Origin of the sequence: Paenibacillus vini (assembly GCF_018403325.1) — a bacterium.
Taxonomy (GTDB): Bacteria; Bacillota; Bacilli; order Paenibacillales; family Paenibacillaceae; genus Fontibacillus; species Fontibacillus vini.
Window position 1 is genome coordinate 363,181 of the sequence record NZ_BOSL01000004.1, and the last position, 15,416, is coordinate 378,596.

The following is a 15,416-nucleotide window of genomic DNA, read 5'->3' on the forward strand; positions in this document are numbered from 1 at the left end:
CATGAGAAAGCTGTTGTTGAAAAACGCCGTTGCCGTGCTCGGTCTCGCTTTAGTGCTGGCGGGCTGCTCCTCCAAGGCAAGCAACAATTCGGGTCAGTCCGGAGACGAGGCTGCCGCAGCGGCCGACGTGAAGGCTAAGGACAAAGGAACCGTAGTCGTCAATATAGGAACCCAGGGAATCAGCCTGCTGTCGCTCTCGCATGAAAAGGGCTGGATCGATGAGGCGTTTGCCGCGGCCGGCGCCGAAATCAAGTTTACCGATTTTCCAAGCGGTCCGCCTCACTTTGAGGCCATCGCGGCGGGACATCTCGATTTCGGTCTTGTCGGGAACGGTCCGGTGATCGCCGGTCAGGCCGGGGATATCGATTTCAAGGAAATCGCGGTCATCTCCGACGGCAAGCGGGGGGATACCATTCTTGTTCATGAGGGCTCGGGAATTAAGGACGTAGCCGATTTGAAGGGGAAAAAGGTTGCCGTAGCCAAAGGAAGCTCCGCTTATGCCTTCGTCTACAGAGCAGCGGTACAGCAGGGCTTAAAACCTTCCGACATCGAGTTGATTCAACTCCAGCCGGATGAAGCCCAGCCCGCTTTTCAATCCAAAGCCGTCGACGCTTGGGCCGTCTGGGAACCTTATGTTACTTTGGCTACCAACCAGGGAGCCGTGGGGATCGCGGATGGGGAGAAGCTGAATCTGGCTAGCCCGAGTTTTGCGATCGCAAGGGGGAAATTCGCCGAGGAGCATCCGGAACTCGTCACCATATTTCTGAAGGAGCTGGATAAGATCATTACTTGGAGCAGCGAGCATCCTGAGGAAACCGCGAAGTTTTTTACCGAAAAGAAAAAGGTCGATGCCGATCTGATTCAGCTCCTTCTGAGCAAATCGAGTTATTCCGTGGAGCCGGTTAGCGAGGATTATATAAAGGCGCAGCAGGAGACGGCGGACCTTTTATTTGAAACCGGCGGAATCCGCAAGCAGATTGATGTCAGTAAGGTCGTCGAGAACCGGTTTGTTGAAGAAGCGTTCCAAGGCAAGTGATTATGTGATCCGCATAACGAGGTGATATTCATGTCATTAATCGAAGAATCAACCGCAACCGTCAAAGTCCCATCCTCCGTTCAACGTACTAAGGCAATTCGGCGGCCAATAAGAAGCTTTGTGCTAAAAATATGGCGTTACAGCTGGATTAGGGGAAGTATTCTTCCACTTTTAATCCTTGCGATATGGCAATATGCGAGCTCGGCAGGCTGGATTCCCGGGACATTGCTCCCATCGCCTTATGCCATTGCGGTACAGGGATATGAGCTGCTAGTTACCGGAGAACTGCTCCACCATTTGGGAATCAGCGTCGCCCGCGCGGCGTCGGGATTTCTGGTCGGCGGCTCCATCGGCCTTGCGTCCGGCCTGGCGGTAGGGTTTCTTCGGCCGGCCGAGCAGGCGCTTGATCCGATGCTGCAAATGCTGCGGACCATTCCGCATCTTGCGATCACGCCTCTGTTCATTCTCTGGTTCGGGATCGGCGAGACTTCGAAAATTTTGCTGATCGCGCTGGGCGCTTTTTTTCCGCTCTATGTCAACACCTTTCTCGGGATCCGGGGTGTAGACCGGAAGCTGGTCGAAGTGGCACGGGTGCTGGAGTTCAGCCGCTGGCAGCAAATTCGCCTGGTGATTTTGCCGGGGGCGTTGCCGAATGTGCTGCTCGGTGTCCGGCTGTCACTGGGCGTATCCTGGCTGGGCCTGGTCGTAGCGGAAATGATGGGCTCTAGCTCCGGGGTCGGCTATCTGATTCAGGATGCAAGGCAATTTTCGGTCATCACGATTGTGTTTGTGGGGATTGCCATTTTTGCCGCGGTCGGCAAATTATCAGATTCCTTGGTCCGGTGGCTGGAGAAGCGGCTGTTGAAATGGCGGGAGAATTTTACGGGATGATGAGCGGTTGAGATATTGAGATAACATACCCGGGGCGAATGCCTCGGGTTTTTTCGTGCCGATGCCGATGTCGGATGTTCTCGTTATTATCTTTTTATATTGCATTAATATTGCAGGATTATAATAGGGAGATGGATAATATTTAAAATTGAAGAATAAAAATGACTTAACATCCAAGGAGGACCATCCATTGGCTAAACTCATTAACTTTGCGCACCGCGGAGCGGCCGGACACCGTCCGGAAAATACGATTGCCTCATTCGCCTATGCCCTGGAGCTTGGCGCAACCGGTATTGAAACCGACGTACAGATGACTAAAGACGGGCACCTGGTGCTGATTCATGACGAAACTTTGAAACGGACGGCGGGAACGCCGGACTGGGTTAAGGATTTGACGCTAGAGGAAGTTCGCTCCCATGAAGCCGGATCCTGGTACCATGAGGATTATAGAGGGGAAAAGATCCCGACGCTGGAAGAGTTGTTGGAGCTCGTAAAGGGCACGGACACCATCGTTAATCTGGAACTGAAAAACGGGTTTGTGCAGTATCCTGAACTGGAGCGCAAGGTCATCGATATGGTAAGAGCGTATGGATTGGCGGAGCGCACGATTATTTCGAGCTTCAATCATTATTCTTTGGTGGATTGCAAAAAGATTGCACCGGAAATCCGGACCGGCATTTTGTATGGGGAAGGCTTGTATGAGCCATGGGAATATGCGAAGAACATCGGCGCCGAAGCATTGCACGCCTTCCATTACGCAGTCCGGCCGGAGTTTGTTGCCGCTGCCGCCGAGCAGGGAGTAGTTTATAATCCCTTTACAGTAAATGAAAAACACGAGATGGCAGGGTTGATCAAGGCGGGGGTGGCCGGCATCATTACCGATTACCCTGACCGGTTGGCTGAACTGCTGTCCGATCAAGGAGCGTGACCGGATGAAAAAAACATGGCTGCTGGGACTCGGTTTTTTCAGCATCAGCTTGACCTGGGCGTTGTATAACGCCTTCGTACCGCTATTTTTGGACGATTACCTGAAAAGCGCGGCATTGATCGGGTTCATGATGACGATCGACAACTATTTCGCGATGTTTCTGCAGCCATGGATCGGTCATCGGAGCGATAAAACGACTACCAAGTATGGCAGACGGATGCCTTACTTACTCATCGGGATGCCGCTGGGGGCTGTGTTTGCCACGATGATTCCTTTACATACGGGTCTAATCACCCTGGTATTGTTCATGATGTTAATGAATTTGTCCATGAGCTTGTTTCGGGCGCCGACGGTGGCGTTAATGCCGGATATTACTCCGGAAAAGGACCGGACACGAGCCAACGGCATCATTAACTTTATGGGCGGGATCGGCTCTGTGTTGGCATTTGGCATCGGATCGATTTTATACGGAATCGGCTCATTCGTACCGTTTTTGTTTGCCGGCATAGTGATGCTGGGTTCCATGTTTATTCTAAAAAGAGTAATTAAAGAACCGATCCTTCTGGAAAGCCACCCCGACGCCAAGCCGAGCGGGCCACCGGTGCGGATCAAGGATCAGCTCGACAGAACGACATTGTTCATTTTAGGCGCGATTTTCTTCTGGTTCGTAGCTTATCAAGGTGTCGAGGCGCTGTTCACGCTATACGGCACGAAGCATGTCGGGATGAGCGACGGGGAGGCTTCGTTCTCGCTTACGTTCTTCTCGTTGGCGTTTCTCTTGTTCGCCCTGCCGAGCGGTTGGCTGGGAGCCAAATTCGGCAAGAAAAAAATCATTATGATCGGCGTAGCGGGCCTGTTCCTCGTATTCGGTTCAGTTGTGTTCGTAGATTCCGTGCTTCTGCTCAGACTGGTGCTGATCGTTGGCGGTATTTTCTGGGCCTGCATCAATATCAATTCATATCCATGGGTCATTTCGACCGGACGGGAAGAGAGCATCGGCACGCGGACAGGGATCTATTACTTCGTATCCTCGCTTGCCGCGATCGTGTCTCCGCCGCTCCTCGGCTGGGTCATCGACGTGTTTGGCTACCCGGCATTGTTCATCAGCGCCTCTGTTGGACTGCTCCTGGCGCTTGGCTGTCTGCTAGGAGCTTCCTCGGAAGAGAGACCCGCAGGGAAAGGACCATTGGACAACACGCCGATCATGGTGGATTAGGTTACATGCAAAACCTCCGGGAATGGCCATTAGACGGCTTGCTCCCGGAGGTCTTTTTGTTGGATGCGTAATCGCAGAAATAGCTGTATTTTCTACAGTTATTTTCATGATATTTCAGCTTTTAGACGCATTAACTGGAAAATCTGCATCTAATTTCGCCGATATGGCCTGATTTTTGTTCATAAGGGCAAATTAACTGTAGGATTTCCCGCTAAATTCTGTAAACGGTAGTTTGAGATAAAAATAACTGTAGGTTTTCCAGCTATATTTAGTGCGGTCGCAGATCCGGTAACAGATTCGGTAAATAGATTCGGTAAACAGATCCGGTAAATAGATCCGATAACAGATCAGGCCAGACGTAGCCCCGAACTCAGACGCTTCCTTAGGACGTTTTCGTCCGGGAGCGGATAGCTGCCCAAAGGGCCGCAAGGGAGACAAGCAGGGCGGCGGAAGACAGCACCAACGTTGCTATCTCTACACCAGAGGCACCGCCGTCTTTGCTTTGCCCTGCGTCGCTCGCAGCCGCGCCTGCTTCTGCGCCTGCAGCCTCAGTATCGCCAGCCTTGCTGTTGGTGTCGTCGCCAGCAGTTTTATCCGCTACTGCGTTCGCGTTCCCGCCTTCGGCCCCGGCGGCATTCCCGTCCGCTGCATCGCCGGCTTCAACGCCGGTGTCGTGGCCTTGATCAGCGGCGTGACCGTCAGCCGCTCCAGCTGCCGCATCCGCGGTCACTGTGGTGATCGAATGCGGCTTGTCCGAGCCTTCCTCGCCGCTCCACTCGACGATCGATCCGTCGCTGTAATACTGGAAGGCGTCCCAAGCCAGGGAAGTGTCATCGGCGGGGTTCTTCCCGACGAATTCGAATTGCTGGAATTCGCCCGGTCCGATTCCGTCAGCTTCGGAGGCCCAAGTAACGACCGTCACCTTGCCGGATTCGTTCTTGGTGAGCTCCACCGTCCAGTCGGGTACGGGGCGATACTGTTTGAAATCGAGCTCATCAGGTATTTTAAGCGATACTTTAACCGTCGGAATGTCTTTTTCCACTGGAACTTTCAGGCTGTAGGTTTCCCAGGCGCCAGGAGAAGATAATCCCGGTTGTACAGTAACGTGTGCGCTCGCCAGGCCGGAAAACAACAGGAGTCCTGCCGCTGCCGAAGTGCATAAGGTTGTTATACGGTAAATAAATTTCTTAATCATAGTTTCCCCTTTCTTTTTTGCAAAAGATTAATATTACTAGTTGCTGTCCACATGGAGAGTAAAGTCATGATCCAATGATTCCAGCGATTTGAGCAAAATATGGACCTGTACGTTCCAGTCCCCGCCCATGGTAATAATCCCATCAGCCTCGAGCTCTGAAGAACCGCCGGGCATAACGACTTCAATCAAGCCCATGTCCATCTCCAAGGATGTCAGGGACAGGGTAACTTGCTCCACCTGTTCCATAGGCTTGCCGTCCGGATCCTGCAGCTTGATTACAAAATGATTCTTGCCGATCGTTCGGGGCGTAACTTCCAGGGTGATTTTGTGTCCCTGAACGGTCGCCTCCAGCCGGTCGGGCAGTCCTGCGGCGGTTGATGGCGGCGGTTGGTTAGCCAAGACGGCGGCGAGCGCAAGCACGATAAATCCAAGGGCCAGCTCGACCCACACGCCCCGTCCAAGAGGCCGGGAGCGCCGCCGTCCGCGCAGGAATCCTGTAAAGGCGAGGCCAAGCATGAACAGGAATACGGCAATTTTCGCCAGAAGCGCCAGGCCATAACCGGTTTGAAATAGTGCACTCAGCGATGGAATATGGATGACAGTTCCGTAGATCCCGGATATCAACAGAACGGCCACGCTTGCGGAGGCGAGCGCTGAGAAGCGGCTTACGGCCTGCCAATAAGCAAGCGGACGTTGTCCAGAAGCGACCTCTTCAGGGGAGCTCGCCTTCGCAGCGGCCTCCGGCAACAGAAAGACGATGGCCAGCAGGCCGCCTAGCCAAAGCGATGCGGCGGATAAATGCAGATAATCCGCCGTAACAGCAAGCGCCTTGCCCTCCGCGGCGGCCGCATGGCCGATAAAAGCCTTGGAGAGCATAAGTCCTTGGCTGAAGGCCATAGCAGCCCAAGCTGCATACACAGAAAGTCGGATGTCTGTTTCGCGCGGATGCCGGATGTTTCCGATCCTCATCCAGAGCAGGGAGGCAAAGGCCAGCAACGCCAGTAGCGCCAGCTGGATTTTCCATATCGTGCCGAAGCCGGTGTATTGCAAGGTTTCACTTATCAGGTCGGCGCTCAAAGCGCTTGTCCATGACACGCCTGCATTACTGGCGGTTTGCTGCGGCAGGCTTGCGATAATGCCCGTGGCGGCCAGCACAATGCCTAAATTGAGCAGGAGCTTGCTGCGCTTCGTTTTGAACGGTATCCCGTTAATCCGTGCGCTGCGAGGCAGCAAGAACAGTTGGAATAGCAGCGTGCCGGTGGTCAAAGTCATCCCCGCATACCAAAGCCAGCGGATCAACAGCAGACTCCATTCCGGGGAAGGAACCTGATTATCTGATGTTACGATCGGAACGCTTCCAGCTCCCGGGTTGCCGATTTGAAATGCTAGGGTTCCCGAAACCGGGTGACCGTCACTGGAGACAACTTTCCATTTAATCGTATAAATTCCGTCCACTAATCCGGGAGTTAGCCCGGCGACAAGTCTGTCGGGACGGCTCGGATCGATAGCGGCATCCTTCTTGTCAAGGCGTTCCCCGGAGGGGCTTAGCACCTGCAACGAATAAAAGGCGGGTTCGATCTCTTCATCAAATTGAATGAATATGGATTCAGGTGATTTCTCCAGCACTTCCCCTGAAGAGGGCGAGGAAGATACGACATAAGCGTGTGCGGAGGCGTATTCCGGAATAACACCGGCCCAACATGCTAAAGCTAGAATAAGAACTATCACGTACGGTTTGTATTTTTTCAGACGCAAAACGCACCACCTTACAATTGCAATGACATATGTTACACATTTATCTTATTTTACAACTATTATTACCGGATGAGTATAGTCAAAACTTCCACACTTTCCCAATTATGCCCGGTGGTATGTCTAAAGTGTGAATGTTGGACTTTTTATTGTTTGTACGAATAAGCAGTTTATTTGCACTCTTTGTATGTTGGCGATTTCAAAATCTGCTGGCGTGCGTTAAAATAATAAGTATGCATATTTTTATTAAAGGAGGAAACCTCAGTGGCATCGAACATCAAGGTGGGTATCGTAGGATACGGTAATTTGGGTCGCGGCGTCGAAAAAGCGATCAAGCAAAACCCCGACATTGAGCTCAGCGCTATTTTTTCAAGAAGACATCCGAATGAGGTTGCGGCGGCAAACGGCGTCGTGCATATTTCTGAGGTAGAGAACTATAAAGGCAAGATCGATGTTCTTATCCTTTGCGGCGGTTCGGCCACAGACCTTCCTGAACAAGGGCCGGAGCTTGCGGCTTTGTTTAATACGGTTGACAGCTTTGACACGCATGCGAAAATTCCCGATTATTTTGAGCAAGTCAACGCTGCGGCGCAAAAAGGCGGGAACGTCAGCGTAATTTCCACGGGCTGGGATCCAGGGTTGTTTTCCTTGAACCGCTTGTTGGCGCAGGCCGTTTTGCCGGAAGGGAAAGAGTATACCTTTTGGGGCAAAGGCGTAAGCCAGGGGCATTCCGATGCGATCCGTCGCGTACCGGGCGTGAAAAACGGTGTACAATACACCATTCCGATCGAATCCGCCGTGGAACGTGTGCGTAACGGAGAAAACCCGGAATTGTCGACGAAAGAAAAGCACCTTCGCGAGTGTTATGTCGTCGCTGAGGAAGGCGCCGATTTGGCGAAGATTGAACGCGAAATCAAAGAAATGCCGAATTACTTCTCCGATTATTTGACGACCGTCAACTTTATCAGCGAAGAAGAATTGAAGCAAAATCATTCCGCCATGCCGCATGGAGGCAACGTGCTTCGCAGCGGACGGACAGGGGAGAACAATACGCAAATTATTGAATTCAGCCTGAAGCTGGACAGCAATCCGGAATTTACGGCCAGCGTGTTGGTCGCATATGCCCGCGCAGTGTACAAGCTGTCCCAGTCCGGACAAACCGGCGCGAAAACAGTCTTCGACATTCCGTTTGGTTTGTTGTCGCCGAAATCGCCGGAGCAGCTTCGTAAAGAACTGCTGTAACAAAAACGGAATAATAAGGATAAATAAGGGTTGCTTGGCCGGATGGCCGGGCAACTTTTTTTTGATTGTTCCTAAAGTTATTCATGCATCAATTGCTGGAGTGTCCAGAATAAGTAAGTGATTAATATCACTAACAGGGGTATCATTATGACAATTTTGCGAACTCGGCACTCCTTGGAATGCAATGTGAACAATTATCAAAATCGCCGAATACGGCTGAATTTGAGCTCTAATCGACTGTAATCGGAATTGGGGTGATCAAACCAGAGGACCGTTAATGATATAAATGTAAATTTATTGCATTTATTCCTTTCTCTATGAATTGTCATTAGTTCAAGGCTTCCCTAACATAAAACTTAACTGATAATCAAGAATTCATCTCGCTCATCGTGATGAGGTTCACAATTTAGAAAGGGGTATCGGAATCCTATGAAAAGGAAGGGATTGCTGCTCGCTGTCTTTTCAGCGTTTCTTGTCCTTCTGACCGGATGCAACAATTTAGCTGTACTAAACCCGAAAGGTCCGGTGGCCAAGACACAATCTAATGTCATTATCTTCTCGATCCTGGTAATGGCGCTAGTTCTGCTGGTTGTTTATATTCTTTACGTTTACATGCTTACCAAATACCGCGCTTCTAAAGCCGCTCCTGACTATGAGCCGCCTCATATGGAGGGGAACAAATGGTTGGAGATCACCTGGATTACGATTCCGGTCATTATTGTTACCATTTTGTCGGTCGTTACAATTCGGAGTACTGCCGCAGTAGAGAAGGTGCCGGAAGGCTACGAAGACCAAAAACCGCTCGTGATTTATGCGGCGTCTTCCAACTGGAAATGGCATTTCAGCTATCCGGAGGAAGGGATTGAGACGGTCAACTACGTCAACTTCCCGACGAATCGTCCGGTAGAGTTCAGATTGTATGCCTATGGGCCAATCTCAAGCTTCTGGATCCCGCAGCTTGGCGGACAGAAGTATGCGATGAGCGACATGGTCAACAAGCTTAACCTTGTAGCTGAGCACGCCGGATCTTACATGGGGAAAAACTCCAACTTCTCCGGTGAAGGCTTCGCGCACATGGAGTTCGAGGCGCTGGCCATGACGTCGAAGGATTATGAAGAATGGCTTGATGAAGTCAAAACAACGGCTCCGAAACTGACGGAGCAGGAATTCGACTCATTGCTTAAAGAGAGCCATGTCGGCAGAAAATCTTATTCTTCAACACACCTTGAGTTCAGACCTGCTCCAGAAGGTGAAAATGCCGGCCACAACCATGGTGGTTCGGAAGAGATGGATATGAATTCAGAGTCCGGAGAAATGGACCATTCCGAAATGGACCACTCCGAAATGGACCACTCCGAAATGAATATGGATTCGACAGGCACAGACGACGCCGGAGCGGCGGATCATAGCTCGCACGGCAACTAATAGAACGGAAGGGAGTTAGCTAGACATGAAATGGGACGAATTTTTCGTCACTGGCGAACCGATGATCTATGGCGCGATGGTCAGCATCGTCGTCGCATCGCTAGCCATTCTTATCGGCCTGACTTATTTTAAAAAATGGGGCTACTTGTGGCGTGAATGGTTGACTACCGTCGACCATAAGCGGATCGGGATTATGTATATCATCTCCGCGCTGCTGATGTTGTTCCGCGGCGGCGTTGACGCCCTCTTGATGCGTGCCCAACTGGCAATGCCGGAAAACGGGCTGCTTGACGGGCAACACTATAACGAAATTTTTACGACCCACGGGGTCATCATGATTTTGTTCATGGCGATGCCGTTTATTATCGGCTTGATGAACGTCGTAGTTCCGCTGCAAATCGGGGCGCGCGACGTAGCGTTTCCTCGGCTTAATGCGGTCAGCTTCTGGCTGTTCTTCGCCGGAGCGATGCTGTTCAACATTTCCTTCGTCATCGGCGGATCGCCGGATGCTGGCTGGACGGCATACTTCCCGCTGGCAAGTCTGGAATTCAGCCCGACGGTAGGGAATAACTATTATTCGATCGCGATTCAGATCGCAGGTATCGGTACGCTGATGACCGGCGTCAACTTTATCGCGACGATTCTGAAAATGCGTGCTAAAGGCATGACCCTGATGAAGATGCCGATGTTTACCTGGTCGGTACTCATTACTTGCGTTATTATCCTGTTCGCCTTCCCGGTATTGACTGTGGCACTGGCGCTGATGATGTTCGACCGCTTATTCGGGTCACAGTTCTTTACGATGGCCAATGGCGGGATGGATATGCTCTGGGCCAACCTGTTCTGGGTTTGGGGCCATCCTGAGGTATATATCGTTATCTTGCCTGCGTTCGGGATTTACAGTGAAATTATTTCCACGTTCTCGCGGAAAAACTTGTACGGCTATAAATCCATGGTTTGGAGTATGGTCGTCATTTCGTTGCTGTCCTTCCTTGTATGGGCTCACCACTTCTATACAATGGGTCACGGCGTGATGGTCAACGGCGTGTTCTCGGTGACGACGATGGCGATTGCCATACCGACCGGGGTCAAAATATTCAACTGGCTCTTTACGATGCAGAAAGGCCGAATCGAGTTCACTACACCGATGCTGTACTCGCTCGCCTTTATTCCGATCTTCACGATCGGCGGCGTAACCGGCGTTATGCTCGCGATGGCGAGTGCCGACTACCAGTACCACAACACGATGTTCCTGGTAGCCCACTTCCACTACGTGCTTATTCCGGGTACCGTGTTCGCCGTCATCGCCGGCTTCTACTACTGGTTCCCGAAATTGTTCGGGTTCCGGCTCGATGAACGCCAGGGCAAACGCGCCTTTTGGTGGATCATTATCAGCTTTAATGTGACGTTCTTCCCGCTGTTCTTCCTTGGACTTAAAGGGATGACGCGCCGGATGTACACTTATTCGGAAAGTACGGGCTTTGGCCCGCTGAATTTACTTGCTTCGATCGGCTCTGTCGGTCTTGCCATCGGCTTCATTCTGTTGGTTTACAATATTTACTGGAGCTTCCGTTACGCTCCGAGAGATACGACGGGCGACCCATGGAATGCACGGACGCTCGAGTGGAGCACGCACAGTCCGGTTCCGGAATACAACTTTGCGATCGAGCCTACAGTTAAAGGCTTGGATCCGTTCTGGGAATCCAAAAAAGGCGGACACCAGCTTTACGAAGGCAAGATTGAAGAAATTCATATGCCGAATAACAGTGGACAGCCGTTCATTTTGGGAATTATATTCTTCTTCTTTGGATTCTTCATGGTATTCAGCTGGTGGGTTCCTGCGATTATCGCAGGCATCGGCGTAGTGGTTATGCTGGCGGTGCGCTCGTTCGAACGTGACCATGGTCGGCATATCCCGGTAAAAGAAATTCTGGAGACGGAAGCAAGATTGGGGGGTGAACAGGCATGAAATTAGATCATACGTTACCGCTGGAGTATCGTTCCGAAGAGAACAGCAACCGTATTTTCGGATTCTGGCTGTTCCTCGGAGCCGAGATTGTTCTGTTCTCGACCCTGTTTGCCGTCTACCTTACGCTTTGGAATCGTACGGGCAGCGGGCCGTCGGGGCATGAGATTTTCGAAATCGGGCCGGTTATGATCGAAACGTTCGTGCTGCTTACAAGCAGCTTTACGATCGGCCTGTTTATCAACAGTATGCGGCAGGGCTTGAAAAAGCCGGCGATGGTATTCTTTTTCATCACATTGCTGCTAGGCGCCGTGTTCCTCGGTGTCGAAATCATGGAGTTTGTAACTTATGTAAATGAGGGGGCGACGCTGCAAAGGAGCGCGTTCCTGTCCAGCTTGTTCGTCCTGCTCGGAACACACGGCGCCCACGTAACGTTGGGTCTGCTGTGGGGCATCGGACTGATGATTCAGATCGGGCGTGAAGGCTTCACGCTCGACACGGCGAACAAGTCGTTTATTTTCTCGCTGTATTGGCACTTCCTGGACGTAGTCTGGATCTTCATCTTCAGCTTCGTCTATCTGAAAGGACTGATGTGATATGAAAAAACTATTCCCTGTTAAACACGTCATGGGATATTTGTTCTCATTGATCCTGTCCATTGTTGCCTTATCCGTTGTTTTCTTCGATTTGTCGGTAGCTGCCGGAATGAGTATTCTCCTCGTAAGTGCGGTCATCCAAATGGGAGTACAGCTTATCCTGTTTATGCACATCGGTGAGGATGGCTCCAAAAAGGCGTTGTATACGAATATCGCTTACGCATTGTTCGTCGGCCTAGTGACCGTGTTCGGTACGCTGTTCACGATGATCTGGGGTTACCAGTAAGAAAAGGCCCGTTAAGGGAAGTAGGAATATAATTAAAGCCGTAGTCTCTTTATAAGGAGGCTGCGGCTTTTTTGTATTATGGATTCTTTAAAAGTTAAAGAGATTGCCATGACTCCCTGTAGGATGAATAATTACCTGGAACCAGAGCCAATGCTAGACTGGAGCAAAAAGTTCTAAAAGTACTTTACATACCCCTAAGGGGTATAATATAATGGACTTGTAAGGTAAACCAATGGACGCCGGTCTGTGGATTGCAGGCGGGTGAGAGGAGGAGAAGAATGGCTGCTGAACTTGAGCCTAAGAATACGAATCACGATGCTGCGGACAACTGTTGCGAGAGTGACGCTCACGGGCGACACAGTCATCACTCGGCAGCGGTCAAGGGCAATCTGACAAGTCGGCTTAACCGGATCGAAGGGCAAATTCGCGGGATTAAAGGCATGATCGAGAAGGATACTTACTGTGATGATGTCCTGAATCAGATCGCGGCGGTCCAATCCGCATTGAACAGCGTAGGCAAGCTGCTTCTGGAAGGACATATGAAGAGCTGCGTTATTGAACGCATTCAGGCGGGCGAAATGGAAGTCGTAGACGAACTGCTGATCACGGTGAATAAATTAATGAAATAAATAAATTACCCAATAAATAAATTTAATAGGAGGAATATAGAATGTCTAATGTGACTTTGCAAGTGGAAGGTATGTCGTGCAATCATTGTGTTAATTCGATCGAGGGAGCTATGAAGGAACTTGGCGCATCGGCCAAAGTGGATCTTTCGGCAAAAAGTGTTGAGGTGTCCTACGACGAAAGTAAACTGACAGTGGCAGCTATCAAAGAAGCGATCGAAGATCAGGGGTATGATGTAGTCTAAGACAGATGCATTCTGTCGTCTTAAATATACCCCTAGTATGTATAGAGAAACAGGGACCGGTTATGGAACCGGCCCCTGTTTTTTTTATTTTATATTTTCTCACGGATAAAGCCTTGTTCGTGAAGCCCGGCGATAAAATGCTTCATCAGCTTGACGCCTCTTTCCAGGGAGTGGGTGTCCAGTTTTTTGCTGTCTTCGGATAATCGTAGAACCGCTTTATGATCCTTAAGCTGAAGCCTTATATAGGAGCCAGGCTGACATTCAAGCGCCTCATACAATCCATCCTGTTTAAGAAGGGAACGAAGCAGACTCGGATGGGAGGCTTTGGCATGGAACGCCTTATTCATGGCCGAATTGGGCAAGGTGACGGGACGAAGTTGCGGATGAAAAGGCAGAAAGAGAGGCCGTTTCACCTTGCGCAAATGGAATTCCAATTTACGCCGGGGAGAATAGCTGAATTTCATACTGACAGCTAACTGGCCCGACGAATTAGAGTTGGAATCAGTGACGGCAACTACAATCGATCCCAATCCTTGAGCCAATGGAATTGTTACATGCTGACCCGTGTATTTCCAGCCTTTGAATGACGATGGAACGTAGGCTCCTTTTGAAGTATGCGCGAACTCCTGCAGAAGGGCGGTCGATTTCGATACCCACCATGGCTTGCGGATCTTCTTAGTGGTCTGCATCGTTCTTATCCTCCTTGACGGCCATCTTGCTTGGAGAAGGGAGACGGCCCTCTTTACGTAAAGCTTCCCGGAGCAGAAATTCAATATGACCGTTTACGCTTCGGAACTCGTCAGCTGCCCAGCGCTCCAAAGCGGCGTAAAGGGTCGGGTCCAGGCGCAGCGGAAAGCTCTTTTTTCCGGCCATATAAATGAGGCCCCTTAATACAAGCTGCTCGTATTAATGACCGGCTGGGCGGAACGGTCGGATACGACGGCAACGAGCAGGTTGTTAATCATGGCAGCTTTCCGTTCGTCATCCAGTTCAAGCACATTGTCGTTTTGCAGACGGGCAATCGCCATTTGAACCATAGTAACCGCGCCGTCGACGATTTTCTCCCGGGCGGCAATGATGGCTTCGGCCTGCTGGCGCTGCAGCATGGCGCTGGCGATTTCGGTCGAGTAAGCCAAATGGGTCAGGCGGGATTCTATGACTTTGACGCCTGCAATCTCAAGGCGCTTCTGCAATTCTTCAGTCAGTTCCAATGCGATCTCTTCCGTATTGGCGCGAAGCGAGAAGCCGGTGGTGTCCGGTTGATCGTACGGATATTTGCTTGCTACATGGCGCAAAGCGGTCTCGCTTTGAATTTCAACGAACGTTTCGTACTCATCCACTTCGAACAGTGCTTTGGCCGAATCGACCACCGAGAAAACAACGACAGCAGCGATCTCGATCGGATTCCCGCCGACATCATTTACCTTCAGCTTGGCGCTGTTGAAGTTGCGAACGCGCAGGGACACTCTTCTGCGGGTGGAAAAAGGGACTGCGAGGTAGAACCCGCTCTTGCGGATGACGCCGACATAACGCCCGAAGAAAGTAACGACATTAGACTGATTCGGCTGCACGATCGTTAATCCGGTGAGCAGCACGAAGGCTACAATACAAGCCGCTATGCCTGCGATAAGCGGGAGGACGTCCTCAAGCGTAATGAGGTACACGCCGGCCCCCGTAATCGCCAGAATGAATAGCAGGGCCACAAAGCCGTTCATATACGTAAGTTCTTTTTCTTTGATCATGCCTAAGCACTCCTTCGTAAGGAATATTAATTTGATATTTATATGATATCACTTTTGCAATATATTGTAAACTAACTTGAATGAATTGCGGCAGCGAAACACAACAAAATAAAAAAAGAAGCAGGCAGACCGATGATCTTAAGTAAACTGGTACCCTTGTCAAGGACACTTAAAAAAGAGAAGGCTTAGGCAACAGACAATAGATGATTCCTGTACTGAACAGGGGTCATCTTTTTTAATCCCCATTGATACCTGTGATGGTTGTAATAT

17 protein-coding genes are annotated in these 15,416 nt (G+C 50.7%); 11 read left to right on the plus strand and 6 right to left on the minus strand.

What is annotated here, in order from left to right; translation table 11 throughout:
• The first annotated feature begins 1 nt into the window (after position 1).
• The 4 genes from KJS57_RS09065 to KJS57_RS09080 all read left to right on the plus strand — a co-directional run bounded on the left by KJS57_RS09065 (position 2) and on the right by KJS57_RS09080 (position 4,071).
• The gene (locus KJS57_RS09065) at positions 2-1,036 is read left to right on the plus strand and encodes an aliphatic sulfonate ABC transporter substrate-binding protein (RefSeq protein WP_213654504.1); all 1,035 of its coding nucleotides are present in this window, start codon (positions 2-4) and stop codon (positions 1,034-1,036) included.
• 30 nt (positions 1,037-1,066) lie between these two features.
• Positions 1,067-1,927 carry an ABC transporter permease gene (locus tag KJS57_RS09070; protein WP_211022251.1) on the plus strand — a complete coding sequence of 287 codons (861 nt, stop codon included), beginning with the start codon at positions 1,067-1,069 and terminating at the stop codon, positions 1,925-1,927.
• Between the two features lie 190 nt (positions 1,928-2,117).
• A complete protein-coding gene (locus KJS57_RS09075) occupies positions 2,118-2,855 on the plus strand; it encodes a glycerophosphodiester phosphodiesterase (RefSeq protein ID WP_213654505.1) in 738 nt (245 codons plus the stop codon).
• A gap of 4 nt (positions 2,856-2,859) precedes the next feature.
• On the plus strand, positions 2,860-4,071 hold the full coding sequence (locus tag KJS57_RS09080; RefSeq protein WP_213654506.1) for an SLC45 family MFS transporter: 1,212 nt from the start codon (positions 2,860-2,862) through the stop codon (positions 4,069-4,071).
• Positions 4,072-4,453: 382 nt separating this feature from the next.
• On the opposite strand, the gene KJS57_RS09085 is transcribed toward KJS57_RS09080, so the two are convergent.
• Together KJS57_RS09085 and KJS57_RS09090 are read right to left on the minus strand one after the other, a co-directional pair.
• Positions 4,454-5,266: a YcnI family copper-binding membrane protein gene (locus KJS57_RS09085; protein WP_213654507.1), complete on the minus strand. Its 813-nt coding sequence runs from the start codon at positions 5,264-5,266 to the stop codon at positions 4,454-4,456.
• 36 nt (positions 5,267-5,302) lie between these two features.
• Complete coding sequence (locus tag KJS57_RS09090; RefSeq protein ID WP_213654508.1) at positions 5,303-7,021, minus strand: copper resistance protein CopC; 1,719 nt, start codon at positions 7,019-7,021, stop codon at positions 5,303-5,305.
• A 261-nt stretch (positions 7,022-7,282) separates the two neighbouring features.
• On the opposite strand from KJS57_RS09090, the gene KJS57_RS09095 reads away from it, so the two are divergent.
• The 7 genes from KJS57_RS09095 (at position 7,283) to copZ (ending at position 13,404) form a co-directional block, all read left to right on the plus strand.
• Entirely contained in the window at positions 7,283-8,260 is a 978-nt protein-coding gene (locus KJS57_RS09095) for a diaminopimelate dehydrogenase (RefSeq protein WP_211022246.1), read from the plus strand.
• A 429-nt stretch (positions 8,261-8,689) separates the two neighbouring features.
• Positions 8,690-9,685 carry a cytochrome aa3 quinol oxidase subunit II gene (gene qoxA, locus KJS57_RS09100; RefSeq protein WP_213654509.1) on the plus strand — a complete coding sequence of 332 codons (996 nt, stop codon included), beginning with the start codon at positions 8,690-8,692 and terminating at the stop codon, positions 9,683-9,685.
• Positions 9,686-9,710: 25 nt separating this feature from the next.
• Positions 9,711-11,654, plus strand: coding sequence for a cytochrome aa3 quinol oxidase subunit I (gene qoxB / locus KJS57_RS09105; protein WP_211022244.1), 1,944 nt, complete (start codon positions 9,711-9,713; stop codon positions 11,652-11,654).
• A complete protein-coding gene (gene qoxC / locus KJS57_RS09110; protein WP_213654510.1) occupies positions 11,651-12,247 on the plus strand; it encodes a cytochrome aa3 quinol oxidase subunit III in 597 nt (198 codons plus the stop codon). The genes qoxB and qoxC overlap by 4 nt, the downstream gene beginning before the upstream one ends.
• A gap of 1 nt (position 12,248) precedes the next feature.
• Positions 12,249-12,533: a cytochrome aa3 quinol oxidase subunit IV gene (gene qoxD, locus KJS57_RS09115; protein ID WP_211022242.1), complete on the plus strand. Its 285-nt coding sequence runs from the start codon at positions 12,249-12,251 to the stop codon at positions 12,531-12,533.
• A 278-nt stretch (positions 12,534-12,811) separates the two neighbouring features.
• Positions 12,812-13,162 carry a metal-sensitive transcriptional regulator gene (locus KJS57_RS09120; protein WP_244861460.1) on the plus strand — a complete coding sequence of 117 codons (351 nt, stop codon included), beginning with the start codon at positions 12,812-12,814 and terminating at the stop codon, positions 13,160-13,162.
• Between the two features lie 41 nt (positions 13,163-13,203).
• Positions 13,204-13,404 carry a copper chaperone CopZ gene (gene copZ / locus KJS57_RS09125; RefSeq protein WP_213654511.1) on the plus strand — a complete coding sequence of 67 codons (201 nt, stop codon included), beginning with the start codon at positions 13,204-13,206 and terminating at the stop codon, positions 13,402-13,404.
• Between the two features lie 89 nt (positions 13,405-13,493).
• On the opposite strand, the gene KJS57_RS09130 is transcribed toward copZ, so the two are convergent.
• From KJS57_RS09130 to KJS57_RS09145, 4 genes are all read right to left on the minus strand, one after another.
• Entirely contained in the window at positions 13,494-14,093 is a 600-nt protein-coding gene (locus tag KJS57_RS09130) for a hypothetical protein (RefSeq protein ID WP_213654512.1), read from the minus strand.
• Entirely contained in the window at positions 14,080-14,277 is a 198-nt protein-coding gene (locus KJS57_RS09135; RefSeq protein WP_211022239.1) for a type II toxin-antitoxin system antitoxin, read from the minus strand. Before KJS57_RS09135 ends, KJS57_RS09130 begins: the two co-directional genes overlap by 14 nt.
• 14 nt (positions 14,278-14,291) lie before the next feature.
• Positions 14,292-15,143 (minus strand): SPFH domain-containing protein, encoded by an 852-nt coding sequence (locus KJS57_RS09140; protein ID WP_211022525.1) that lies wholly within the window; start codon positions 15,141-15,143, stop codon positions 14,292-14,294.
• Between the two features lie 188 nt (positions 15,144-15,331).
• The coding region (locus tag KJS57_RS09145; protein ID WP_211020181.1) for an IS3 family transposase at positions 15,332-15,416 on the minus strand (85 nt) is incomplete at its 5' end.

What these genes read in the sequence shown, in the direction of transcription:
- copZ (WP_213654511.1), top strand. Translation starts at nt 13,204, where the DNA reads ATGTCTAATGTGACTTTGCAAGTGGAAGGTATGTCGTGCAATCATTGT.
- qoxB (WP_211022244.1), top strand. Translation starts at nt 9,711, where the DNA reads ATGAAATGGGACGAATTTTTCGTCACTGGCGAACCGATGATCTATGGC.
- KJS57_RS09135 (WP_211022239.1), bottom strand. Translation starts at nt 14,277, where the DNA reads ATGGCCGGAAAAAAGAGCTTTCCGCTGCGCCTGGACCCGACCCTTTAC.
- KJS57_RS09120 (WP_244861460.1), top strand. Translation starts at nt 12,812, where the DNA reads ATGGCTGCTGAACTTGAGCCTAAGAATACGAATCACGATGCTGCGGAC.
- KJS57_RS09070 (WP_211022251.1), top strand. Translation starts at nt 1,067, where the DNA reads ATGTCATTAATCGAAGAATCAACCGCAACCGTCAAAGTCCCATCCTCC.
- qoxD (WP_211022242.1), top strand. Translation starts at nt 12,249, where the DNA reads ATGAAAAAACTATTCCCTGTTAAACACGTCATGGGATATTTGTTCTCA.
- KJS57_RS09085 (WP_213654507.1), bottom strand. Translation starts at nt 5,266, where the DNA reads ATGATTAAGAAATTTATTTACCGTATAACAACCTTATGCACTTCGGCA.
- qoxA (WP_213654509.1), top strand. Translation starts at nt 8,690, where the DNA reads ATGAAAAGGAAGGGATTGCTGCTCGCTGTCTTTTCAGCGTTTCTTGTC.
- qoxC (WP_213654510.1), top strand. Translation starts at nt 11,651, where the DNA reads ATGAAATTAGATCATACGTTACCGCTGGAGTATCGTTCCGAAGAGAAC.
- KJS57_RS09065 (WP_213654504.1), top strand. Translation starts at nt 2, where the DNA reads ATGAGAAAGCTGTTGTTGAAAAACGCCGTTGCCGTGCTCGGTCTCGCT.
- KJS57_RS09130 (WP_213654512.1), bottom strand. Translation starts at nt 14,093, where the DNA reads ATGCAGACCACTAAGAAGATCCGCAAGCCATGGTGGGTATCGAAATCG.
- KJS57_RS09080 (WP_213654506.1), top strand. Translation starts at nt 2,860, where the DNA reads ATGAAAAAAACATGGCTGCTGGGACTCGGTTTTTTCAGCATCAGCTTG.